Below are 22109 nucleotides of genomic sequence, written 5' to 3' on the forward strand. Positions count from 1 at the left end.
CCGAGCCGTAGAGCGTGTGGCATGGTGGGCGCAAGGCTGATGCCGTTCTGGACATGGCTGCTGGCGCTGCTGCTGGCCCCCGCCGCGTTGGCGCAAGGGGTTTCGCCGACTCACATCGCCGCCGAACTCGCCGCGGAAGGTGCCGCCGTGCCAGGGCAGGAGGTCACGCTGGCGCTGGCCTTCCGCCCGGATGCGGGCTGGCATGGCTATTGGTCCAATCCCGGCGATGCTGGATACGGCATGCGGCTGGAATGGACGCTGCCCGATGGGTGGAGCGTGGGGGCGCCGCTGTATCCGGTGCCGCAACGGCTGCGCATCGGCGGGCTGATGAACCATGTGTACGAAGGGCCCTACGCCGTGCTGGTGCCCCTGCGCGTGGGGGCCGATGCGGCGGGGATCGCGCCCATCAGCGTGCGGGCCGAATGGCTTGCGTGCACCGATCAGGTCTGCGTGCCGGAAAGCGCCACGCTGACGCTGCGGCTCGCGGTCAGTGGATCGGGCCTGCCGACGCCAACGCGCGACACCCGGTTCGACGGTTGGCGTGCTGCGCTGCCGCCGCTGCTGGACCAGCCCGCCCGGTTCGAGCTGACACCGGCGCAGCTGCGCGTCGCCGTGCCGCTGCCCGCCGACGCGGCGGTGGACCAGCCGCATCTGTTCCTGGGGACGGAACGGCTGGTGGATTACGGGGCGGAGCAGCGCTTCTACCGCAATGGCGACCTGCTGGTGGTGGAGATACCACGCGCCGGCCCCGCGGGCTCCGCCGCCGGGATCGAAGGCATCCTGACGTTGGGGGGCAGCCGCGGCATCCGCTTTGCCGGGGTGCCGGGTTCGGTGCCCGTCGGGGGCGACCGGTTGAGCGGCGCGGGGGTGGACGCGGCGCCGTTCTGGGTCCTGCTGGGCGGTGCGCTGCTGGGCGGGCTGATCCTGAACCTGATGCCGTGCGTGTTTCCGATCCTCAGCCTCAAGGCGTTGACGCTGGCCCGCGCGGGGGAAAGCGCGGCGGGCGCACGGCGGGAGGCCGTCGCCTACACCGCCGGCGTCGTGCTCGCCTGCCTGGCGCTGGGCGCGCTGCTGCTGCTGCTGCGAGCCGGCGGTGCGCAAGTCGGCTGGGCATTCCAGTTGCAGAGCCCGGCAGTGGTGGCCGCCCTGCTGGTGCTGGCGGTGGCGATCGCCGCCAACCTGGCCGGGCTCTACGAGCTGCCATCGGTGTCGGTCACGCGGACGGGCGGTCGCACCAGCGCCTTTGCCACCGGATTGCTGGCGGCCTTCGTGGCGACGCCATGCACCGGGCCGTTCATGGCGGCGGCGATGGGCGCGGCGCTGTTGCTGCCGGCATGGCAGGGGTTGGTGCTGTTCGCCGCGCTGGGGCTGGGGCTGGCGCTGCCGTTCCTCCTGCTCGGATTCGTGCCCGCGCTGCGCCGGCTGCTGCCCCGGCCCGGGGCATGGATGGAACGGCTGCGGCGTGTCCTGGCGGTGCCCATGGCGCTCACGGCACTGGCTCTCGCCTGGCTTGCCTGGCGGCTGGGCGGCGCGACCTTCGCGGTGCTGGCGGTGCTGCTGTCGTTGCTGGTCGTCGCGCTGCTGGTCGCGTGGCGGCAAGGCCGCCGGCCGCTCGCCGCGGCGATGCTGCTGGGCAGCGTCGCAATCATCGTCCCCATGCCCGGTGCCGTGGCCACCCGCCAAAGCGGCGCCGATACAGGCCTGCTGGACGCACAACCCTTCAGCGAGGCTGCATTGGCACAGGCGCGCGCCGCCGGCCGTCCCGCCTTTGTGTACTTCACCGCCGATTGGTGCCTGACCTGCAAGGTCAATGAAGGCGCCGCGATCGAGCGGGAGGCGACCCGCGCAGCGTTCGAGCGCGCCGGTGTGGTCGTTCTGCGCGGCGACTGGACCCGCAGCGACCCCGCGATCACCCGCTTCCTCACCGCCCATGGCGCGGCCGGGGTGCCGCTCTATCTGTGGTATGCGCCTGGCGCTGACGAACAGGTGCTGCCGCAGGTGCTGGGCCCCGGCACCTTGCCGGAACTCGCCGGCAGCATCGGCTGACAGGTTCCTTCCGGCGCGTGCTGGAACGGGTGCGCCTGACCCTAGTTGCCGGTTTCCAGCGCTTCGACCGCCTGCTCGACCCGTTGCGCGCGCTGCAGCGCGCCGCCGGCGCGGCACCAGCGGACGAATTCGGCGGGAATGCGGCTGGCGCCCAGCAGCAGGGAGCCGCCACCGGGCAGCGTCGCCTCGACCGTGCGCGGCCCGGCAAAGACGTTGAGCTGCGGATCGGCCGCGGGCACCGCGCCCTGCCAGCGCCACTTGCCGTTCACCAGCGCGGCATCGACCTTGAAGCGGGAGATCGATCCGTTGCCGATCACCGGGAACAGCGCCTGCTGCCCGGGCCGGGCGGGCACATGGCGCACGATGGCGATGCTCGGCGGATCGTCGCGCAGGCGGCAGGTCAGCGTCAGGAACGGCTCGGCCCCTTGGTCGCCGAAGGTGATCGACTGGCCGCTCCCGCTGACCGACCAGATTGCCCGCGACGTGTCGGGGCTCGGCAGCACGGGATCGCTGTTGCCGTGCGTCTGCTCGCGGGTGAAGCGGCGGCTCTCGCCCTCCGATTGGCCGCAGGCGGCGGGCAGCAGCAGGCAGAACGGCAGCAGGTGGCGGAAGGCGGGGCGAACCATGCGGCCCCATGGCGGGCGGGGGGCGGCGATGCAAGCGGGCGCGAAACAATGACTTGGCGACGGGGTTGAAGGGACATGATCCGCTATGCCGCCATGCTCGCCTGCCTCGCCCTCCCGTCCGCCGCGCTTGCGCAGGCGACCGCACCGCTGGGGCAGGATCTCGAGGACTTCGATTACGGCGCGCCGGTCAAATGGTTCGAGGCGGAGGCGCAGGGCGCGCCGGTGCGCATGGCCTGGCTCGACTTCGCCCCTGCCGGTAAGGCGCGGGACGAGACGATCGTGCTGCTCCACGGCAAAAATTTCTGCGCCGCCACCTGGGTCGACACGGCTCGCGCCCTGGCGGCGAAGGGCTGGCGGGTGATCGTTCCGGACCAGGTGGGCTTCTGCAAATCGTCAAAGCCGGCCGGCTTCCAGTACAGCTTCGCCCAGTTGGCTGGCCTAACGCGCGACCTGCTGGCTGAGGCAGGGGTGGAGCGTCCCGTGCTGGTCGGGCACTCGACCGGCGGCATGCTGGCGCTGCACTGGGCCTTGCTGTGGCCTGACGGGGTCAGCCGGCTGGTGCTGGTCAACCCGCTCGGGTTGAATGACCCGATTGCGGAAGGCGCGCCCTACGCGCCGCTCACGCAATTGCTGGCGGAGGAGGCGAAGACCGATGCGGACAGCATCCGCGCCTATCAGCAGCGGGTATATTACGGTGGCGACTGGCAACCCGGCTACCAGCGCTGGGTCGACATGCTGGCGGGCCAGTACGCGACCGGCGATGGCGCCAGCGTTCGGCAGGCGCAGGCCCGCCTGTCGGACATGATCCAGACCCAGCCCACCGCGCATCAGCTGGACGAGGTGCGGGTGCCGGTGACGCTGCTGATCGGGCAGGAAGACCTGACCACCTTCCGCGGCAACACGGCGCCGAAGGGGGTGAAGATCGGCACCGTACCCCAGGCGGCGGAGGTGGCGGTAGCGCAGTTGCCCGATGCTACGCTGGTGCGGCTGGAGGGTCTGGGGCACTCGCCGATGGTGCAGGACCCGGAGGTGTTCCAGCGGGTGCTGGTGGAAGCGTTGGCCCCGCCGTCGGGCGACCGGCAGGATTGAGCGCCGGATCATGAGAGGCGTCGCGTTCCTGCTGGCGATCGCTGTGGCGGGTCTTGCCGGATGCGCGGACGACCGGCGCGAAGAACGCCTCCGCGCGGCGGGTGAGAACCCCGACCTAACGGCCCTGCTCCGCGTGGCCGATGCGTCCGCGGGGCGGCGTCAGTTCGGCCGCTGCGCTGCCTGCCACACGATCGCCGCGGGTGGACCGAACCTCGCCGGCCCGAACCTATCCGGCATCTATGGGAAGCGATTTGCGACCGGCAACCAGCGCTTCGGCTACACCGCCGCCCTGCGCGCCTCGGGCCAGGCTGGCCGACGCTGGGATGCGGCCGCGCTGGATGCATGGCTCGCCAACCCGCAGGCGATCGTGCCGGGCACCTCCATGCGCTTCGCCGGCATTCCGGATCCGCTGGATCGGGCTGACATCATCGCCTTGCTCCAGGAATCCTGATGGCGGAGCGCGGCTACTTCCCCCACTTCTTCTGCGTGCGCCCGTAACGCATCTTGCGCGTGCCCGGCTTGCCCTCGTTGCTCCGCCCCACCAGCGGTGCCTTCTTCTCGCTGTCAGGCAGGCCTAGCTCGTCGTTCTCCAGTCGCCTGATCTCGTCGCGCAGGCGTCCGGCCTCCTCGAACTCCAGATTGGCGGCGGCGTTGCGCATCCGCTTCTCCAAGTCTTCGATGTAGCTGCGCAGATTATGGCCGACGAGGTTGTTGCGCTCGTCATCGCCGGTATCGACCAGCACGCCGTCCTGCGCGGCGGTGTGCGCGACGATGTCGGCGATCTGGCGGCGGATGGTCTGCGGCGTGATGCCGTGTTCCTCGTTGTATTCGCGCTGCTTCTCCCGCCGGCGTTCCGTCTCCGCCATGGCGCGTTCCATGCTGCCGGTGATGCGGTCGGCATAGAGGATCACGCGCCCGTCCACGTTGCGCGCCGCGCGGCCGATGGTCTGGATCAGCGACGTCTCCGACCGGAGGAAGCCTTCCTTGTCCGCATCCAGGATGCAGACGAGCCCGCATTCAGGGATGTCCAGCCCTTCGCGCAGCAGGTTGATGCCGATCAGCACATCATAAACGCCGAGGCGCAGGTCGCGGATCAGCTCGATCCGCTCCAGCGTCTCCACGTCGGAATGCATGTAGCGGACGCGCACGCCCTGCTCGTGCATGAACTCGGTCAGGTCCTCCGCCATGCGCTTGGTCAGGGTGGTCACCAACGTGCGATAGCCGAGCTTGGCGGTCGCCTTGCACTCCGCGATGCAGTCCTGCACCTGATCCTCGACCGGCTTGATCTCCACCGGCGGGTCGATCAGGCCGGTGGGCCGGATGACCTGTTCGGCGAAGACGCCCCCGGTCTGGTCCATCTCCCACCCGCCCGGCGTCGCCGACACGGCGATGGTCTGCGGGCGCATCGCGTCCCATTCGTTGAAGCGCAAAGGGCGGTTGTCGATGCAGGACGGCAGGCGGAAGCCGTATTCGGCCAGCGTGATCTTGCGCCGGTGGTCGCCCCGCGCCATCGCGCCGACCTGCGGCACCGTCTGGTGGCTCTCGTCCACGAACAGCAGCGCGTTTTCCGGCAGGTATTCGAACAGGGTCGGCGGCGGTTCGCCCGGCAGGCGGCCGGTCAGGAAGCGGCTGTAGTTCTCGATCCCGTTGCAACTGCCGGTGGCGGCGATCATTTCTAGGTCGAAATTGGTCCGCTGTTCCAGCCGCTGGGCTTCCAGCAGGCGGCCTTCGGCGTGCAGTTCCTTCAGCCGCTCCTCCAGCTCGAACCGGATCGCCTGGGCGGCCTGCTGCATGGTCGGGCCGGGAGTGACGTAGTGCGAATTGGCGAAGACCCGCACGCTCTTCAGCACTTGGCCCTTGGCGCCGGTCAGCGGATCGAACTCCGCGATCTCCTCGATCTCGTCGCCGAAGAAGCTGATGCGCCAGGCGGTGTCTTCCAGGTGGCTGGGAAACAGTTCGAGGTTGTCGCCGCGCACGCGGAACGACCCGCGCGCGAAGTTCACGTCGTTGCGCTTGTATTGCAGCGCCACCAGCTTGCGGATGATCTCCCGCTGGTCCTGCGTCTCGCCTGCCTTCAGGTCGAAGATCATCGCCGAATAGGTCTCGACCGAGCCGATGCCGTAAAGGCACGAGACGGAGGCGACGATGATCACATCGTCGCGTTCCAGCAGCGCACGGGTGGCCGAGTGGCGCATCCTGTCGATCGCCTCGTTCACCGAGCTTTCCTTCTCGATGTAGGTGTCGGACCGGGGGACGTAGGCTTCGGGCTGGTAATAGTCGTAATAGCTGACGAAGTATTCGACGGCGTTATTGGGGAAGAAGCTCTTGAACTCCCCATAAAGCTGCGCCGCCAGGATCTTGTTGGGCGCCAGGATCAGCGCCGGGCGCTGCAATTCCTCGATCACCTTGGCCATGGTAAAGGTCTTGCCGCTGCCGGTGACGCCCAGCAGCACCTGCGTCTGCTCGCCGTCCCGGGCTGCATCGACCAACTCGCCGATGGCGCGCGGCTGATCGCCGCTGGGGCTGTATTCGCTGATCAGGTGGAAGCGCTTGCCAGCTTCGGTCTTTTCCGGCCGGTTCGGCTTGTGAGGAACGAAATTGCCGGAAGTGTCGGGTTCTTCCAGTCCGCGGCGGATGACGAGTTCGGCCATGCGCGGCAATATGGAGCCGCGATGGCACAGGTGCAATCTTGCACCACCCGCGTGCTGCAACCAGCCGGCCCGACAATCGTTCATGCGCCAATAAGTCATTTCTGTTACAGCGGGCGCATGGCAAGTCTTCCTCTTTCCTCCTTCCCGGCACCGGCCGCCCTGCTGGCCGAGGCGAGCCGCCGGGCCGCGCTGGCGAGCGTGCCGCGCCCGCCTGAGGCGCGCGGGCCGGCCGCGCGGCTGCTGCTGGGCGAGCTGGCGACCTTTGCCGCGCCGGTGGTGCGTCCGCTGCGTCAATCATTTGCCCTGCCGCACACCGAAAATCCCCAGATCGTGATGCTGTTGCCCGGCCTCGGCACGCATCCCGTCCGGATGCGGTTCATGGCGGAGAAGCTGGAAGAGGCGGGGCACCGGACCAAGCGCTGGGGCCTGGGCTTCAATCTGGGGCCGAGCGAGGAGAACTTCGCCGCCCTGCGTGGACGGCTGGCGCAGCTGCATGCGCGATACGATCGGCGCGTGGTGCTGGTCGGCTGGAGCCTGGGCGGCATCTTCGCGCGCGAGATCGCCAAGCACCAGCCGGAGCATGTCGCCAAGGTGGTGACGATGGGCAGCCCGTTTTCCGGCACGCCTTACGCCAACAATGCCTGGCGGTTGTACCAGTTGCTTGCCGGACATGCCGTCGATCGCCCGCCGGTGGAGGCGCAGCTGTCGATCAAGCCACCGGTGGAGACGGTCGCGCTGTGGAGCCCGCGCGATGGCATCATCGCCCCGCGCAGCGCGGCGGGGCATCCGGGCGAACGTGACCGCGCCGTAGCGCTGCGCTGCACCCATATCGGCTTCAGCAACTCGCCCGAGGCGATCCGCGCGGTGGCGGAGGAACTGGAACGTACCCGGCCGGGTTGATGCAGGTGAACTAGCGCATCTTGGCGGCTGGCATTCCCCGTGCCATGGTGCAGCGCAACCAGCAGCAGCAAAGGATGCCATGGACGCGCCGACCTCCGCCACATTCGACGAGATGCTGGCCCCCGACGGCTCGGTGCGCGAGGCCTATCGGCAATATCACGAGTGGCTGTCGCAACAGGACAGCGCCGGGATGCGGCGCAAGAATTTCGAGGCGGAGAGCTTCTTCCGGCGCACCGGCATCACCTTCAACGTCTATGGCGAGGATGATGCGGAAGAACGGTTGATCCCGTTCGACATGGTGCCGCGCATCATCACCGCGGCCGAATGGCGCAAGCTGTCCCGCGGGATCGAGCAGCGGGTGAAGGCCCTGAACGCCTTCATGCACGATTTGTACCATCGTCAGGACATCATCCGGTCCGGCCGCCTGCCCGAACGGCTGTTCCGCAACAATGCCGCGTGGCTGCCGCAGATGGTGGGGCTGAGACCGCCAGGCGGGATCTACACCCACATCACCGGCATCGACCTCGTCCGCACGGGACCGGACGAGTTCCTGGTGCTGGAGGACAATGCCCGGACGCCGAGCGGGGTCAGCTACATGCTGGAAAACCGCGAGACGATGATGGCGATGTTCCCCGAACTGTTCACGCGGGTGAAGGTCCAGCCGGTCAGCAATTATCCCCGCCGTCTGGCGAAGAGCCTGTCGGCCTGCGCGCCCGATTGCGCGGCGGCAAACCCGACGGTCGCGGTGCTGACACCCGGCATCTACAATTCCGCGTATTTCGAGCATGCCTTCCTGGCCGACCAGATGGGGGCGGAACTGGTGGAAGGCACCGATCTGCGGGTGATCGGCGGCCGGGTGCAGATGCGCACCACGCAAGGGTACAAGCCGATCGACGTGCTGTATCGCCGGGTGGACGACGAGTTCCTGGATCCGCTGACCTTCAACCCAGACAGCGTGCTGGGCGTGCCGGGCATCATGGACGTGTACCGCGCCGGGCGCATCACCATCGCCAATGCGCCGGGCACCGGGGTCGCCGACGACAAGGCGATCTATTCCTTCATGCCCGACATCGTGGAGTTCTACACCGGCGAGAAGCCGCTGCTGAACAACGTGCAGACCTGGCGCTGCGCCGATCCGGACAGCTTGGCCTACGTGCTCGACAATCTGGCGGAGCTGGTGGTGAAGGAGGTTCATGGTTCGGGCGGGTACGGCATGCTGATCGGCCCGACGGCCAGTCGCAAAGACATCGCCACCTTCCGCGCCAAGCTGGAGGCGAACCCGGAAAACTACATTGCGCAACCGACGCTGGCGCTGTCCACCTGCCCGATCTTCACCCGCAACGGCCTGGCGCCGCGGCATGTCGATCTGCGGCCGTTCGTGCTCCTCTCCCCGGAAGGGGTCGAGATCACCCCGGGTGGCCTCACCCGCGTGGCGCTGAAGAAGGGATCGCTGGTGGTCAATTCCAGCCAGGGTGGCGGGACCAAGGATAGCTGGGTGCTGGATGAGTAGGCAGGTCCCCACCTATGAAGGCCGCGGCTTCGCCATGGTGCAGGACCGTGGGGAGGTGCCCGTGCTGGGACGCGTCGCCAACGGCATGTTCTGGATGTACCGCTACCTCGAACGGGCGGAAAACACCGCGCGGTTGCTGGCGGCGGGCCATCGCATGGCGATCACGCGGGGGGAGGACGTGGCGAGCGAGGAATGGCGTTCCGTCCTGACCACGCTGGGCCAGCTTACCGCCTACAGGGCGCAGTATGACGACTTCACCGGCTCGCATGTGTGTGACTTCGTGCTCCGGGCGAAGAACAACCCGCAAAGCGTGCTGTCGATGTTCGAACGCGCGCGCACCAATGCGCGCACCTGCCGATCCGCCATTACGGCGGAGGTATGGGAGGCGGTGAACGAGGGCTGGATGAGCTTGCGCGACCTGCTGGCCCGGCCGGTGCGGGAGACCAGCCTCAACATGGCGCTGGCCGCGATCCGGCGCGAGTCCACGCTGGCGCGCGGCGCGACGCATGGCTCCATGATGCGCAACGAGGTCTATTCTTTCGTGCGCGCGGGCACTTTCGTCGAGCGGGCGGACAACACCGCGCGCATCCTGGACGTGAAATACTACCTGTTGCTGCCCTCGCTCTCCTACGTCGGCACGCCCCTCGATACTGGGCAGTGGGACAATGTGCTGCGCAGCCTGTCGGGGGAGCGGGCCTATCGCTGGTTGAACGCCGGGCGGATGGAGGCGCGTAGCATCGCGGAACTGCTGATCCTGGACGGCCGGTTTCCGCGCAGCCTGACCTTCTGCTACGCCGCGCTGCGGGAGAACCTGGATGCGCTCGCCCGCCTGCATGGCCGCGAAGGTCCCGCGCAGCAGCTGATGAACGAGGCGGAGGAGCGGCTGGCCGGACGCACGGTGGAAGCCATCTTCGACCAGGGGCTGCACCAATTCCTGGTGGAATTCATCGGCCGCAACCAGGCAGTGGCGAACGCCATTTCCGACCAGTACCGTTTCAACGAATAGGCCGGACGACCGCCCATGCGCCTCGCCATCCGCCATACCACCCGGTTCCGGTTCAACAGCCCGGTCAAGCACGGGCTGCACCGCCTGCGCCTGATCCCCAAGGAGACGCAGGGGCAGCGGATCGTCGACTGGGGCATGACCTATGTCGGCGCGACGGAGGAGCTGGTGTATGACGACCAGAACCATAACCGCGTCATCCTGATCAGCGTCGTCGAAGGGGCGGAGGAGTTGGTGATCACCGCCGCCGGGCAGGTCGACACGGTCGATCATGCCGGCGTGCTTGGCGCACATTCGGGTCACATGCCGCTCTGGTCGTTCATGGGGCAGACCGCGCTGACGAAGACCGGCCCGCAACTGCGCCGACTGCTGGCGCAGCTGGAACGCAGCCCCGACGGCGTGCTGCCGACGCTGCACCATCTATCCGCGCTGATCCTGGACCGCGTGCCGTATCGCAAGGGGCGCACCAGCGTCGCCACCACGGCGGAGGAGGCGGTTACCGGCGGGCAGGGCGTGTGCCAGGATCATGCGCACATCTTCCTCGCCGCAGCGCGCGCGCTGGATATACCGGCGCGCTATGTCAGCGGCTACCTGAAGCTGGACGACCGGCCCGATCAGGACGCAACCCATGCCTGGGCGGAAGCCTGGGTGGAGGGGCTGGGCTGGGTCGGCTTCGATGTCAGCAACGGCATCTGCCCCGACCAGCGCTACGTCCGGGTGGCGACTGGCCGCGACTATCGCGATGCCGCGCCGATCACCGGCGTCGGCTTCGGTACTGTTACGCAGGACCTGACTGTGGACCTGGCAGTGGAACAGCAGGTAGGGGGCCAGCAGCAGTGAGCAGGATGTAAGCATGACCTATTGCGTGGGAATGGTGCTGGACCGCGGACTGGTGCTGATGAGCGATACCCGCACCAATTCGGGCGTCGACAACATCAGCGTGTTCCGCAAGATGTTCCGGTGGAGCGTGCCGGGCGACCGGACGCTGGCATTGATGACGGCGGGCAATCTCGCCACCACGCAAGCGGTCATCAGCCGGCTGGAGGAGCGGACCAAGGCGCCCGCCGACCGGCACAATTCGCTGCTGGAACTGCCCACCATGTTCCAGGTCGCCGTCGAAGTGGGCAAGCTGCTGCGCGAGACGATCCAGGAAACGCAGAGTGAGAATGGCGCCAACGGTAAAGGGCGCTTCACCGCCAGCCTGATCCTGGCCGGCCAGATCAAGGGCATGGAGCCGCGCCTGTTCCTGGTCTATCCCGAAGGCAATTTCATCGAGGCGAGCTTCGATACGCCGTTCTTCCAGATCGGGGAGACCAAGTACGGCCGACCGATCCTGATCCGTGGTTACGAGCGGACGATGAGCTTCGAGGATGCGGTGAAGCTGATGATGGTCAGCTTCGATTCCACGCTGAAGGCGAACCTGTCGGTCGGTATGCCGCTGGACCTGCTGGTGCTGGAACGCGACAATTTCGAACCGTTGCACGACCGCCGGATCGAGAGCACCAATCCGTTCTTCGAGCAGATCAGCAATTCCTGGGGCGACGCGCTGCGCAACGCCTTCCACTCGCTGCCCGGTTACAGCTTCAAGCAGAAGCAGGACGGCTGATTCGGCCACGGTGCGGGTAGGGGTTCGCGGCTAGGCAATCGCCCGGATTGCCGCGCGATCCGGAATGGCTCCGAAATGGAGCAATCGGCCAAGGCGAAAACGGGGGTCAGGGGCGGTGGGGTCCGTTCTATCGCTCCACTGTGGCGGGACATCGACGTGCAGGATGACGGCGCGGCCGACATCCTCCGGGACATGGAACGCACACACCTTCACATCCTCGGCGGCACCAGCCGCTCCCGCGCCGAACAGGCCCGCATCGCCTTCGCCCTGGGCCACCATGCAGAGGTCTATGGCAGCCTGGAGGAGTTCTTCGAACGTCCGCCGGTCGAAGGGATCATCCTCGCCGCGCAGGACACGGTCACCGGCGGCACGGCCGGGCTGGTCCGCCGCCTGGGCGAGGCCGGCGTGTGGCTGCCGCTGGTGATGACGGGCGAGGATTTCGCCATCGACCAGGTGGTGGACGCGATCGGTGACGGGGCGATCGATTGTCTGGCCCTGCCGCTGGAGATGGGCACGCTGGCCCGCCGCCTGCAGCGTATCCTGATCGCCGCCGGTCCCATCGTGGAGGTCCGCCGCCGCCAGATCGAATCGCGCACCCGCATCGGCCAGTTGAGCCGGCGCGAGCGGGAGGTGCTGGAATGCCTTGCCGCCGGCCGATCGAACAAGCTGATCGCCCGCGATCTTGGGATCAGCCCACGCACGGTCGAGATCCACCGCGCCAACATGATGACCAAGCTGGGCGCTGGTCATGCTGCCGATGCTGTCCGTTTGTGGATGGATGCGCAGGGTAACTCCGCCCCCGTGTCCGCCGCCCCACTGGTGCCCGCCCGTGTCGCCGAGCCGGTCAGCATCCTGCGTCCGCCGGCAGAACCGCTGGCGCCCGTGGTCGATTTCCCGCTGCTGCGCCGGGCCTAGCGGCAGAAAGCGCGTCCGCCGCCGCTGACCCCTTCCAGGTGCAGGTGGTCGCGGTGGGCGGCGTTGTATTCGGGACTGAGCACGGTGGAGAAGCGGCGGCATGCGCTGCGCTGCACAGTGCGCAGGAATTCCTGTTCGGCCGGGCTGCCGCCGTTCCAACCGGCCAGAACGGTAATCCGCCGCCCGTCCTGCAGCACGAAGGCGCCGATATCGACCGCCGCAGCGGTCCCGTGAGCCGACAGGCGACTGGTGCCCGCGACGTTGCGACAATTGTAGCTGCCCATCGTTTCGACGGAACGCAGCGGGGAGCCAAGCAGCTCACGCGCCGCCCGGTCCGCGCCGAAGCGGACCCATCCAGCAAAGGCGGTGCTGACAGAACAGGTCAGCGCGCCGATGTTGCCGACCATCACCGTGCCGCTGTCGGATGCCAGGCTGGAGATCTGCACGGTATTGACGTTGCTGCAACCGGGCGCGGGATAGCGGTCCGGCAGCATGGAGAAGCGGGCATTCGCGCCCGTGAGTCCGACCAGGCACTGCCGCCCCTCCGGGGTCTCCGCCACAGGTACGGAGGTAGTGCGAGGCGGCGTGTCCGCCTGCCGGACGCCGCCATCGGCGCAGCCGGCCAGCAAACCGACGGCAAGCAGGACTGATATCGTTCTTGGCGCGGCCACGGGCGCAGCAATCCCCGGCAATGGTCGCCGATGCAACCGCTATCTGCTTGACTTGGTGAGCCCCGCCACTAGTCCCGGCGCCGGGCCACGCGGTCCCAACGCCGCGCGAGCTCTCTGCAAGGAGAGACAGACATGACTGATACCAATACCCTGGCGGGCGACGTGCGTCCGCAGCCTGACACGCTTCCCGCCCGCCCGTTCTTTTCCTCGGGCCCCTGCGCCAAGCCGCCGGGCTGGGATGCGGCGAAGCTCCCCACCGACTCTCTCGGCCGCTCGCACCGCTCGAAGCTGGGCAAGTCGCGCCTCGCCACCTGCCTCGACCTGATCCGCGAAGTGCTGGAGGTGCCGGCGACGCACCGCATCGGCATCGTGCCCGGTTCCGACACCGGCGCGGTCGAGATGGCTATGTGGACCATGCTGGGCGCGCGGCCTGTCACCACCATCGCCTGGGAAAGCTTCGGCGAAGGCTGGGTGACCGACGCGCTGAAGCAGCTGAAGCTCGATCCCACGGTGATCCGCGCGGATTACGGTCAGCTGCCGGACCTGGGCGCCGTCGACTGGAACAGCGACGTGATCTTCACCTGGAACGGCACCACCAGCGGCGTGCGTGTGCCGAACGGCGACTGGATCGCCGCCGACCGCCAGGGCCTCGCCATCGCGGATGCCACCAGTGCCGTGTTCGCGCAGGATATCGCTTGGGACAAGTGCGACATCGTCACCTTCTCCTTCCAGAAGGCGCTGGGCGGGGAAGGCGCGCATGGCGTGCTGATCCTGGGGCCGCGCGCGGTTGAACGGCTGGAAAGCTACACCCCCGCATGGCCGCTGCCCAAGGTGTTCCGCCTCACCAAGGGCGGAAAGCTGGTGGAAGGCGTGTTCAAGGGGGAGACGATCAACACCCCCTCCATGCTGGTGATCGAGGATACGATCGCCTGCCTGGAATGGGGCAAGTCGATCGGCGGCCTTGCCGCCATGCAGGCGCGCGCCGACGCCAATGCCGCCGCGCTGGACGCGCTGGTGCAGGACCGCGACTGGCTGGGTCACCTCGCCACCGATCCGGCGAGCCGCTCCAACACCTCCGTCTGCCTGACGGTGGCCGGCGCGGACGAGGCGTTCATCAAGCGGTTCGCCAAGCTGCTGGAAGATGCAGGCGCGGCCTACGACATCGCGGGTTATCGCGACGCCCCGCCGGGTCTGCGCATCTGGTGCGGCGCCACGGTGGATGCGGCCGACATCACCGCACTCGGCCCCTGGCTCGACTGGGCCTACGCCCAGGCGAACGGCTGACCCCTTCCAAATCCTGACAAATTCTGCCGGGTCCCCGCGCACGAACGGCGCGCACCTGGCTGCCTCCCCCACGCAGGGGAGAAGGAGCAATGACATGACCAAGCCCAAGGTTCTGATTTCGGACAAGATGGACAGCAACGCCGCGCGTATCTTCCAGGAGAACGGCTGCGACGTTGACGTGAAGACCGGCATGACGCCGGACGAGCTGAAGGCGGTGATCGGCCAGTATGACGGCCTCGCCATCCGCTCCTCCACCAGGGTGACGGCCGATATCCTGGATGCTGCCACCAACCTGAAGGTCATCGGCCGCGCCGGAATTGGCGTGGACAATGTCGATATTCCGGCCGCATCCGCGCGCGGTGTGGTTGTGATGAACACGCCGTTCGGAAATTCGATCACCACCGCCGAACATGCGATCGCCATGATCTTCGCGCTGGCCCGCCAGCTGCCGGAAGCCGACGCCAGCACGCAGGCGGGCAAGTGGGAAAAGAACCGCTTCATGGGGGTGGAGGTCACGGGCAAGATCCTGGGCCTGATCGGCGCGGGCAATATCGGCGCCATCGTCGCCAGCCGCGCGCTTGGGCTGAAGATGAAGGTCGTTGCCTATGACCCGTTCCTGACCCCCGACCGCGCGGTGGAGCTGGGGATCGAGAAGGTCGATCTGGAGACGCTGCTGCAGCGGGCCGACTTCATCACGCTGCACACGCCACTGACGGACGAGACGCGCAACATTCTCAGCCGTGAGCGGCTGGAGAAGGCCAAGAAGGGCGTGCGCATCGTCAATTGCGCGCGCGGCGGCCTGGTGGACGAGGCGGCGCTGAAGGACCTGCTGGAAAGCGGCCACATCGCCGGCGCGGCGCTGGACGTGTTCGTGGAGGAACCGGCCAAGCAGAACCCGCTGTTCGGCACGCCCAACTTCATCTGCACCCCGCATCTGGGCGCCTCCACCACGGAGGCGCAGGTGAATGTCGCGCTGCAGGTGGCCGAGCAGATGGCCGATTACCTGGTGACTGGCGGCGTCACCAACGCGCTCAACATGCCCAGCCTCTCGGCGGAGGAAGCCCCCCGGCTGAAGCCCTACATGGCGCTGGCGGAAAAGCTCGGCAGCTTGGTGGGCCAGTTGGCCCATGGTGATCTGCCGCGCGTCAGTGTGGAGACGGAGGGCGCCGCGGCGCAGCTTAACCAGAAGCCTATCGTCGGCGCGGTGCTGGCCGGCCTGATGCAGCGCTTCAGCCAGAGCGTGAACATGGTCAACGCCCCCTTCCTGGCGCGCGAGCGTGGGATCGAGGTGCGCGAGATCCGCAACGAGCGCGAAGGCACCTACAGCACGCTGGTGCGCGTGACCGTATCGACCAGCCAGGGCGACCGGTCGGTAGCGGGTACGCTGTTCGGCCATGGCGGCCCGCGCCTGGTGGAGATCTTCGGCATCGGCATCGAGGCGGAGCTCGACGGCCACATGCTGTATATCGTGAACGAGGATGCGCCCGGCTTCATCGGCCGCATCGGTTCGCTGCTGGGCGAGGCGGGGATCAATATCGGGACCTTCCACCTGGGTCGCCGTGCGGCCGGGGGCGAGGCGGTGCTGCTGCTGTCCGTCGACCAGCCGATCACGCCCGATCTGGTGGCGCGCGCGCAGGCCTTGCAGGGCGTGAAGGTGGTGACGCCGCTCTCGTTCTGATCCCGCACGCGGGTGGGCGGGCAGGGGTGCTTCCCCTGCCTGCCACCCGCCGCTAAGGCCCACGGCATCATGATCGACCCTGCCGACCTGTTACCCGAGGGGCTGGAAGACCGCCTGCCCACCAGCGCCGCTGCCGCCACGCGGGTGGAGCGCGCCGTGCTCGACCTGCTGGACGCCCACGGCTACGACCGGGTGCGTCCGCCGCTGGTCGAGTTCGAGCGGGCGATGATGCGCCGCATGACCGGCATGCACACCCGCCACATGTTCCGCTTCGTCGATCCGGCGAGCTTGCGGATGCTGGCGCTGCGGTCCGACATGACGCCGCAGGTGGGACGGATCGCCGCCACCGGCCTCGCCGACCGGCAGCGCCCCTTGCGCCTGTGCTATGCCGGGCAGGTCGCGCGAATGGTGGGCGACATGCTCGATCCCCGACGCGAGAACCTGCAGGTCGGGGCCGAACTGATCGGCAGTGACGGCATCGCCGCCGCCGGGGAGATCGTGGAGCTGGCGATCGCCGCGCTGGAGGCGGCAGGCGCCGGCGGCATCTCGGTCGATTTTACCCTGCCCGACAGCGTGGACCTGCTGGCGGCGGAGCAACAACTTAGCGAGGAAACCGCGCAGGCGATCCGGCGGGAGCTGGACAGCAAGGATGCCGGCGCACTGGTCGCGGCGGGCGGCGGCGACTTTGTGCCGCTGCTCTATGCCAGCGGACCGTTCGATCATGCCATTGCCCGGCTGGCGGAGTTCGATCGTGCCGGCGTGCTCGCCAGCCGGATAGATGGGCTGCGGCAGGTTGCCGGACGCGTGGCGGGCCGTGCGCGACTGACGCTCGACCCGGCGGAGCGGCATGGCTTCGGCTATCAAAGCTGGTTCGGGTTTACGCTGTACGCAGAAGGCGTGCGTGGCCCGCTGGGACGGGGTGGCACCTACCAGATCGCCGGCACTGACGAGGCGGCGACCGGCTTTTCGCTGTATCCGGAGGAACTGGTCGAGTTGCTTAGGGATGCGGATACGCCGCGCTCGACGCTATTTCTCCCGGTCGGCCATGATCCCGCCGGCGCGGCTGCCGCGCGGGCGGATGGCTGGCGCGCTGTCGCAGCCCTGTCGGAGAAGGACGATGCGAAGGCGCTCGGCTGCACGCATGTGCTGGCCGAAGGCGCGATCCGGCAATTATGAGCTGACGGTGGCCTGCTTCTGACTGGCCATTGCACGGGCGATCACGTCACGCGCATTTGCCGGCTTCGCCACCAATGGTGCGCCCAGATTGCGGACGAGTTCGTCCTGCCGATCGAGATCGCCCGAATGCAGGATGAAGGGCACACCGCGGCGCCGCAGGATGGCCACCACCGGCAGGCACGTGTCTCCGCCGCCCAGATTGACGTCCAGCACCGCCGTATCGATCTCGGCATCCTCGGCAAATGCCAACGCTTCCGTAAGGCGCCGCGCTGACAGGTAGCCGCAGCCGACGTCCTCCGCCGCGATTTCCAAATCCATCAAGACGAGCGGCTCATCCTCGACCAGCAGGATGGTGCAGTGTTCGCCGTTGTCTGCGCCGCTCATCGCAGGGGGACCGTGATGCGGGCGGCGAGGCCATCTGCCCGCCAGTCGCGATGCATGGCACCGCCGTAAGTGCGGATGATCCGGTCCAGCAGCACCGTGCCCGTCCCGCTGCTCTCCGGCGGGCCGGACAGCGGTGGGCCTCCGCTCTCCTCCCAATCCATCACCAGCAATGTCTGTCCGTCATCCTGTTTCGTCTGATGCCAATTTACCGCGATCGTGCCGGTCTCGTTGGAGAAGGCACCGTACTTGATCGCGTTGGCGGCCAGTTCGTGCAACATCAGCCCGACCGCCGAGAGCAGCGAGAACGGAACGCTGAGCTCCTCCCCATCAATGGTGATGCGATCGGTGTCGCCGCGATATGTCGACAGGATGTTCCCGACCGCCGCATGCAGCGGAATTGCGTCGTCGCCGGTCGTATCCAGCGTGGTCTCGTATGCCCGGCCGAGCGCATGGATACGCTCGTTGATGGAGTGAGCGACATCGGCGGAGTTGTTCGAACGGCCCACGATGTTCACGATCGCCGAAATGACCGAGAACATGTTCTTCATCCGGTGGCTCAGCTCCCGGTTGACCATGCGGGCATGCTGCTCGTGCGCGCGCGCTGCATGGACATCGGTCACGTCCCACTGGCTGCCGAAATAATACAGCAGGTTGTCCTCGTGATCGTAGATCGGGCCGATATGGAGGGCGTTCCAGAATGTTTCGCCACCCTTGCGGTAGTTCAGCAGTTCCACGACCACCACATCTTCCCGCTGCAGCGCATCGCGGATGCGGGCAACCGCCGCCCGGCTGGTCTTGGGGCCTTGCAGAAAGCGGCAGTTTCGGCCCAGAATTTCTTCTTGCTCGTAACCGGTGAGGGTGCGGAAGGCGCGGTTGGCGAAGATGATCGGACAGTCGGGCTGCCGCGGGTCGGACAGGCAGATCGCCATGCGCGTCTGCGCCATCGCCTGCTCGAACAGGACGCCTGATGCGGCGGAGAACTGATCTTCCGGATGGTCGCGCAGAAAGGCGTTGGGCGCCTCGTCATACGCTTGGCCAATGCGCTGTCCGTCCGGCCCGCGCTCCTTGTCGTTCACCCGTTGTCCTCTGATCGATAGTGGACTTGTGAACGGTCCTATGCGCGATTGGTTGCAGCCGATGCAAGCTCTCCCGGTTGCTCTCGCGCGCCGGGTCCCCTACGGCCCGCCGCGCAATTGCAGCCAGCAGGAAGACACGCATGCCCAATGTCACGGTGATCGGCGCCCAGTGGGGGGACGAGGGCAAGGGCAAGATCGTCGACTGGCTGGCCGCACGCGCCGACGTCGTCGTCCGTTTCCAGGGCGGGCACAATGCTGGCCATACGCTGGTGGTCGGCGACACCACCTACAAGCTCAGCCTGCTACCGTCCGGCATCGTCACCGGCACGTTGTCGATCATCGGCAATGGCGTGGTGCTGGACCCATGGGCCCTGCGTGACGAGATCGGCCGGCTGGAAGGGCAGGGCGTCACGGTCACGCCCGACAATTTCGCCATCGCCGACAATTGCCCGCTGATCCTGCCGGTCCACCGCGATCTGGACGGAATGCGGGAGGCTGCCGCCGGCAAGGGCAAGATCGGCACGACCGGACGCGGCATCGGCCCCGCTTACGAGGACAAGGTCGGTCGCCGCGCCATCCGGGTGTGCGACCTTGCCCAGCTCGACGAGTTGGATCCGATGCTCGACCGACTGTGCGCCCATCACGATGCGCTGCGCGCCGGCTTTGGCGAGGCACCGGTGGATCGTGCCGCGCTGCTGGCGGAGTTGCGCACGATCGCCCCATTCGTGCTGCGTTTCTCCACCCCGGTGTGGAAACGGCTGCGCGATATTCGGGCGGAGGGCGCGCGCATCCTGTTCGAAGGCGCGCAGGGCGTGCTGCTGGATGTGGACCACGGCACCTATCCCTTCGTCACCAGCTCCAACACGGTCAGCGGCACGGTGGCGAGCGGCAGCGGCCTCGGGCCCAACGCGGCCGGCTTCGTGCTGGGCATCGTCAAGGCATACACCACCCGCGTCGGCTCCGGCCCGTTCCCGACTGAACTGACCGACGAGATCGGGCAGCGGCTGGGCGAGCGGGGGCATGAATTCGGCACGGTGACTGCGCGCAAGCGGCGCTGCGGCTGGTTCGATGCGGCGCTGGTGCGGCAGAGCTGCGCCATCAGCGGCGTCACCGGCATCGCGCTCACCAAGGTGGATGTGCTGGACGGGTTCGACACCATCCGCATCTGCACCGGCTATCGCCTGCGGGGCGAGGAGATCGACTACCTGCCGTCGAGCGCCGCCGATCAGGCGCTGCTTGAACCGATCTACGAGGAGATGGAAGGCTGGAGCGGCACCACCCGCGGTGCGCGCCGCTGGGCTGATCTGCCCGCGCAGGCGATCAAGTATATCCGCCGGATCGAGGAACTGATCGAAACGCCCGTGGCTTCGGTCTCCACCAGTCCGGAACGGGACGATACGATCCTGGTACGCAATCCCTTCGCCGATCGGTGAGTTGACTTGGGTGCGTTCGCGCTTCAAGCGCGAACGACCCACCTTGGGGCGATTAGCTCAGTTGGTAGAGCGCTTCCTTTACACGGAAGATGTCGGCGGTTCGAGCCCGTCATCGCCCACCAAGCCCCATTTCCATCGGGGTGACCGCCGCCAGGCAGCCATCATCCCAATGAGGGTCAGGACGCGGTCAGTGCCTGCGCCTGTTCCATGTGCTGCTGGATGATCGGCACCGCTGTCCGGGCGACCTCCTGCAATTGGGGCGTATCGCCGTCCTGCGCATATTCCTGGTGCAGGGCGAGCGCCATCTGATGCGCCTGGCGCTGCTGTTCCAGGTAGATCCGGTCGAAGTCGGCGCCGCTCGCCGCCTGCAATCCGGTCATGTTGTCGCGCTGCATGGATGTGAGTTGCGGGGCGGCCGGCGTCATCCCCGCCTCGCGCGCGGCGGTTGTCACCTGCTCGGTCGTCTTCCGGTGATGGTCGATCATCATCTGCGCGAATTCACGCACGCCTGCGTTCTGGCTCTTTTCCAGCGCCAGCTGTGACGACTGGATCTCGAACAGATCGCTTGCCCCCGCCATCGTGGCGTAGCTTTCGGCATCAGTCGCCGTTCCGTTGGATGTGGTCGGGCTGGTCTCGGCCATGCCGGTCGCGGCGGTCGGTGACGCCGCCGGTTCCTCTGCGGAGCCGCAGGCGGCGAGTGACAGCGCAGCAAGCGCTACGATCGGGGGACGCATATTACCTCTCCTTATGTTCCAGGCCCTGTCGCAAAACCTTGGGCGGCTGGGTGACACGAAGGGGAAAGGTCAGGAAAGCGGTGAGTTTCCGCTTTGATATAAAGCAGGAAAATACCTGACGCGGGCATCCGCCTGCGTGGTTTACCGAACAGGGCGGGCCACGTCGGGCAGTGCCGCCCATTCCTCCTGCGCGATGGTGCGACCGGGATAGCCGACATTCCGGAATGGCCATGCCGATGCCATCCATTGCTTCACCGCCGTTTCCAGCGCCTGGTCCGCCGGATCGCCGATCAGGCTTTCGCGCGCCCACAGGTTCACCTGCGCGTCGTAGCCCTGCTTCTGCGTGGGATAGACATAGACGCAGCCCAGCGACTTCGTGCCGTCGGGCGACAGGACGATGTAGGCGAAGGAATTGCGCCGGGCCCACTCGCCCTGATGCCAGCCGAGATCGGCCAGATCCTCCCCGATGGTCATGCCCTCTGGCCAGCTACCGCCATAGATCTGCTGCAATTGTGCCTTGCTGGCCATCACCGCATCGTAGTCGCGCACAACTTCGTCGATGGTCATCTTGCGCAACTGGAAGTCCGGCGTGACCAACCCTTCCGGCACGGCGAAGTCCCGCGGCACCAGCGGCCAGGACGACTGAGCCATTGCCGAGGTCGACGGCGCACATGCGCTCAGCAGCGCGATGGCGAACAATCCGCGCATCTATGCCTCCCGTCCGTTGGCGCTCAATGCTGCGTCGATCGCCGAGCGGGCGCGTGCACTATCCCAGTCGAAGCCGCCCATGACCCGCCAAACTTCCCGGCCTTCAGCATCGTACAGCACCGTCAGCGGCAGCGCCGCGCCGCCGCCGAACGCGACCGCCAAGTCATTCTTTTCATCCATCAGTTGCGGCAGGTTGGCGAGATCGCGTTCCTTGAAGAACGGCACCACCTTCTCCGCGCCCTGCAAGTCCTCGCTGACGGTCAGCACACGCAGTCGGCCATCGTAATCGGCAGCCAGCTGGTTCAACAGCGGCATCTCCGTCACGCAGGGCACGCACCAGGTGGCCCACAGGTTCAGCAACACCGGCTGACCCCGCGTGGTCGCCAGCGACAGGGTCGCGCCGTCCGGGAAGGTCAGGTCCGCAGCAGGCATGATGCGGCCGGCGAAGCTGCGGTCGATCGTGCCGGCGGCAGCCGGCGCGGCGGCAGGTTGCGCCTCTGGTGTGTCGGGCCTATCGCACCCGCTCAGGGCAAGGGTGCCGAAGACCAGAAGGGCGCCCGCAAAACCGAAGGTGATGCGCAGCGTGGACGGTAAGGGCGACAGCTTGGCCAAGGATGGC

At 67.4% G+C, this 22109-nt stretch carries 21 protein-coding genes and 1 tRNA gene; 14 read left to right on the forward strand and 8 right to left on the reverse strand.

Annotated elements, in window-relative coordinates:
• Nucleotides 1-21 precede the first annotated feature (21 nt).
• Nucleotides 22-2046: a protein-disulfide reductase DsbD domain-containing protein gene (locus V5740_RS00805; RefSeq protein WP_347303195.1), complete on the forward strand. Its 2025-nt coding sequence runs from the start codon at nt 22-24 to the stop codon at nt 2044-2046.
• 41 nt (nt 2047-2087) lie between these two features.
• Here V5740_RS00805 and V5740_RS00810 read toward each other — a convergent pair whose 3' ends face one another.
• Nucleotides 2088-2672 carry a hypothetical protein gene (locus V5740_RS00810; RefSeq protein WP_347303196.1) on the reverse strand — a complete coding sequence of 195 codons (585 nt, stop codon included), beginning with the start codon at nt 2670-2672 and terminating at the stop codon, nt 2088-2090.
• Nucleotides 2673-2747: 75 nt separating this feature from the next.
• Here V5740_RS00810 and V5740_RS00815 point away from each other — a divergent pair, with 75 nt between their 5' ends.
• Nucleotides 2748-3761 (forward strand): alpha/beta hydrolase, encoded by a 1014-nt coding sequence (locus V5740_RS00815; protein ID WP_347303197.1) that lies wholly within the window; start codon nt 2748-2750, stop codon nt 3759-3761.
• Between the two features lie 10 nt (nt 3762-3771).
• The gene (locus tag V5740_RS00820; RefSeq protein ID WP_347303198.1) at nt 3772-4212 is read left to right on the forward strand and encodes a c-type cytochrome; all 441 of its coding nucleotides are present in this window, start codon (nt 3772-3774) and stop codon (nt 4210-4212) included.
• 13 nt (nt 4213-4225) lie between these two features.
• Here V5740_RS00820 and uvrB read toward each other — a convergent pair whose 3' ends face one another.
• Nucleotides 4226-6412: an excinuclease ABC subunit UvrB gene (gene uvrB / locus V5740_RS00825; RefSeq protein WP_347303199.1), complete on the reverse strand. Its 2187-nt coding sequence runs from the start codon at nt 6410-6412 to the stop codon at nt 4226-4228.
• A 117-nt stretch (nt 6413-6529) separates the two neighbouring features.
• Here uvrB and V5740_RS00830 point away from each other — a divergent pair, with 117 nt between their 5' ends.
• The 6 genes from V5740_RS00830 to V5740_RS00855 all read left to right on the forward strand — a co-directional run bounded on the left by V5740_RS00830 (nt 6530) and on the right by V5740_RS00855 (nt 12346).
• The gene (locus V5740_RS00830) at nt 6530-7312 is read left to right on the forward strand and encodes an alpha/beta fold hydrolase (protein ID WP_347303200.1); all 783 of its coding nucleotides are present in this window, start codon (nt 6530-6532) and stop codon (nt 7310-7312) included.
• A 79-nt stretch (nt 7313-7391) separates the two neighbouring features.
• A complete protein-coding gene (locus tag V5740_RS00835; RefSeq protein WP_347303201.1) occupies nt 7392-8822 on the forward strand; it encodes a circularly permuted type 2 ATP-grasp protein in 1431 nt (476 codons plus the stop codon).
• A gap of 61 nt (nt 8823-8883) precedes the next feature.
• On the forward strand, nt 8884-9828 hold the full coding sequence (locus V5740_RS00840; protein WP_347304412.1) for an alpha-E domain-containing protein: 945 nt from the start codon (nt 8884-8886) through the stop codon (nt 9826-9828).
• Between the two features lie 15 nt (nt 9829-9843).
• The gene (locus V5740_RS00845; protein ID WP_347303202.1) at nt 9844-10665 is read left to right on the forward strand and encodes a transglutaminase family protein; all 822 of its coding nucleotides are present in this window, start codon (nt 9844-9846) and stop codon (nt 10663-10665) included.
• A 13-nt stretch (nt 10666-10678) separates the two neighbouring features.
• On the forward strand, nt 10679-11431 hold the full coding sequence (locus V5740_RS00850) for a proteasome-type protease (protein ID WP_347303203.1): 753 nt from the start codon (nt 10679-10681) through the stop codon (nt 11429-11431).
• A 192-nt stretch (nt 11432-11623) separates the two neighbouring features.
• Nucleotides 11624-12346 carry a LuxR C-terminal-related transcriptional regulator gene (locus tag V5740_RS00855; protein WP_347303204.1) on the forward strand — a complete coding sequence of 241 codons (723 nt, stop codon included), beginning with the start codon at nt 11624-11626 and terminating at the stop codon, nt 12344-12346.
• On the opposite strand, the gene V5740_RS00860 is transcribed toward V5740_RS00855, so the two are convergent.
• The gene (locus tag V5740_RS00860; RefSeq protein ID WP_347303205.1) at nt 12343-13017 is read right to left on the reverse strand and encodes an extensin family protein; all 675 of its coding nucleotides are present in this window, start codon (nt 13015-13017) and stop codon (nt 12343-12345) included. The genes V5740_RS00855 and V5740_RS00860 overlap by 4 nt on opposite strands.
• Nucleotides 13018-13149: 132 nt before the next feature.
• Between V5740_RS00860 and V5740_RS00865 the strand changes: the two genes are divergently transcribed.
• The 3 genes from V5740_RS00865 to V5740_RS00875 all read left to right on the forward strand — a co-directional run bounded on the left by V5740_RS00865 (nt 13150) and on the right by V5740_RS00875 (nt 17155).
• A complete protein-coding gene (locus tag V5740_RS00865; RefSeq protein WP_347303206.1) occupies nt 13150-14301 on the forward strand; it encodes a phosphoserine transaminase in 1152 nt (383 codons plus the stop codon).
• 94 nt (nt 14302-14395) lie between these two features.
• A complete protein-coding gene (gene serA, locus V5740_RS00870) occupies nt 14396-15979 on the forward strand; it encodes a phosphoglycerate dehydrogenase (RefSeq protein ID WP_347303207.1) in 1584 nt (527 codons plus the stop codon).
• A 69-nt stretch (nt 15980-16048) separates the two neighbouring features.
• Nucleotides 16049-17155, forward strand: a complete 1107-nt coding sequence (locus tag V5740_RS00875) for an ATP phosphoribosyltransferase regulatory subunit (protein WP_347303208.1) — start codon at nt 16049-16051, stop codon at nt 17153-17155.
• Here the strand turns inward: V5740_RS00875 and V5740_RS00880 are convergent.
• Both V5740_RS00880 and V5740_RS00885 read right to left on the reverse strand, forming a co-directional pair.
• Nucleotides 17150-17539, reverse strand: coding sequence for a response regulator (locus tag V5740_RS00880; protein WP_347303209.1), 390 nt, complete (start codon nt 17537-17539; stop codon nt 17150-17152). The genes V5740_RS00875 and V5740_RS00880 overlap by 6 nt on opposite strands.
• Complete coding sequence (locus V5740_RS00885) at nt 17536-18615, reverse strand: PAS domain-containing protein (RefSeq protein ID WP_347303210.1); 1080 nt, start codon at nt 18613-18615, stop codon at nt 17536-17538. Before V5740_RS00885 ends, V5740_RS00880 begins: the two co-directional genes overlap by 4 nt.
• A 140-nt stretch (nt 18616-18755) precedes the next feature.
• Between V5740_RS00885 and V5740_RS00890 the strand changes: the two genes are divergently transcribed.
• A complete protein-coding gene (locus V5740_RS00890) occupies nt 18756-20048 on the forward strand; it encodes an adenylosuccinate synthase (protein ID WP_347303211.1) in 1293 nt (430 codons plus the stop codon).
• A gap of 46 nt (nt 20049-20094) precedes the next feature.
• A tRNA-Val gene (locus tag V5740_RS00895) sits at nt 20095-20170 on the forward strand.
• A gap of 54 nt (nt 20171-20224) precedes the next feature.
• On the opposite strand, the gene V5740_RS00900 is transcribed toward V5740_RS00895, so the two are convergent.
• From V5740_RS00900 to V5740_RS00910, 3 genes are all read right to left on the reverse strand, one after another.
• On the reverse strand, nt 20225-20782 hold the full coding sequence (locus V5740_RS00900) for a DUF4142 domain-containing protein (protein ID WP_347303212.1): 558 nt from the start codon (nt 20780-20782) through the stop codon (nt 20225-20227).
• Between the two features lie 141 nt (nt 20783-20923).
• Nucleotides 20924-21490 (reverse strand): twin-arginine translocation pathway signal protein, encoded by a 567-nt coding sequence (locus tag V5740_RS00905; RefSeq protein WP_347303213.1) that lies wholly within the window; start codon nt 21488-21490, stop codon nt 20924-20926.
• The gene (locus V5740_RS00910) at nt 21491-22102 is read right to left on the reverse strand and encodes a TlpA disulfide reductase family protein (protein WP_347303214.1); all 612 of its coding nucleotides are present in this window, start codon (nt 22100-22102) and stop codon (nt 21491-21493) included.
• Nucleotides 22103-22109: the final 7 nt, after the last annotated feature.

This window comes from Croceibacterium sp. TMG7-5b_MA50, from assembly GCF_039830145.1.
Lineage (GTDB): Bacteria > Pseudomonadota > Alphaproteobacteria > Sphingomonadales > Sphingomonadaceae > Croceibacterium.

Bases quoted from the DNA above. Each gene is read 5' to 3' on its own strand.
- V5740_RS00805 (WP_347303195.1), top strand. From the start codon at position 22: ATGGTGGGCGCAAGGCTGATGCCGTTCTGGACATGGCTGCTGGCGCTG.
- V5740_RS00810 (WP_347303196.1), bottom strand. From the start codon at position 2,672: ATGGTTCGCCCCGCCTTCCGCCACCTGCTGCCGTTCTGCCTGCTGCTG.
- V5740_RS00815 (WP_347303197.1), top strand. From the start codon at position 2,748: ATGATCCGCTATGCCGCCATGCTCGCCTGCCTCGCCCTCCCGTCCGCC.
- V5740_RS00820 (WP_347303198.1), top strand. From the start codon at position 3,772: ATGAGAGGCGTCGCGTTCCTGCTGGCGATCGCTGTGGCGGGTCTTGCC.
- uvrB (WP_347303199.1), bottom strand. From the start codon at position 6,412: ATGGCCGAACTCGTCATCCGCCGCGGACTGGAAGAACCCGACACTTCC.
- V5740_RS00830 (WP_347303200.1), top strand. From the start codon at position 6,530: ATGGCAAGTCTTCCTCTTTCCTCCTTCCCGGCACCGGCCGCCCTGCTG.
- V5740_RS00835 (WP_347303201.1), top strand. From the start codon at position 7,392: ATGGACGCGCCGACCTCCGCCACATTCGACGAGATGCTGGCCCCCGAC.
- V5740_RS00845 (WP_347303202.1), top strand. From the start codon at position 9,844: ATGCGCCTCGCCATCCGCCATACCACCCGGTTCCGGTTCAACAGCCCG.
- V5740_RS00850 (WP_347303203.1), top strand. From the start codon at position 10,679: ATGACCTATTGCGTGGGAATGGTGCTGGACCGCGGACTGGTGCTGATG.
- V5740_RS00855 (WP_347303204.1), top strand. From the start codon at position 11,624: ATGGAACGCACACACCTTCACATCCTCGGCGGCACCAGCCGCTCCCGC.
- V5740_RS00865 (WP_347303206.1), top strand. From the start codon at position 13,150: ATGACTGATACCAATACCCTGGCGGGCGACGTGCGTCCGCAGCCTGAC.
- serA (WP_347303207.1), top strand. From the start codon at position 14,396: ATGACCAAGCCCAAGGTTCTGATTTCGGACAAGATGGACAGCAACGCC.
- V5740_RS00875 (WP_347303208.1), top strand. From the start codon at position 16,049: ATGATCGACCCTGCCGACCTGTTACCCGAGGGGCTGGAAGACCGCCTG.
- V5740_RS00880 (WP_347303209.1), bottom strand. From the start codon at position 17,539: ATGAGCGGCGCAGACAACGGCGAACACTGCACCATCCTGCTGGTCGAG.
- V5740_RS00890 (WP_347303211.1), top strand. From the start codon at position 18,756: ATGCCCAATGTCACGGTGATCGGCGCCCAGTGGGGGGACGAGGGCAAG.
- V5740_RS00900 (WP_347303212.1), bottom strand. From the start codon at position 20,782: ATGCGTCCCCCGATCGTAGCGCTTGCTGCGCTGTCACTCGCCGCCTGC.
- V5740_RS00905 (WP_347303213.1), bottom strand. From the start codon at position 21,490: ATGCGCGGATTGTTCGCCATCGCGCTGCTGAGCGCATGTGCGCCGTCG.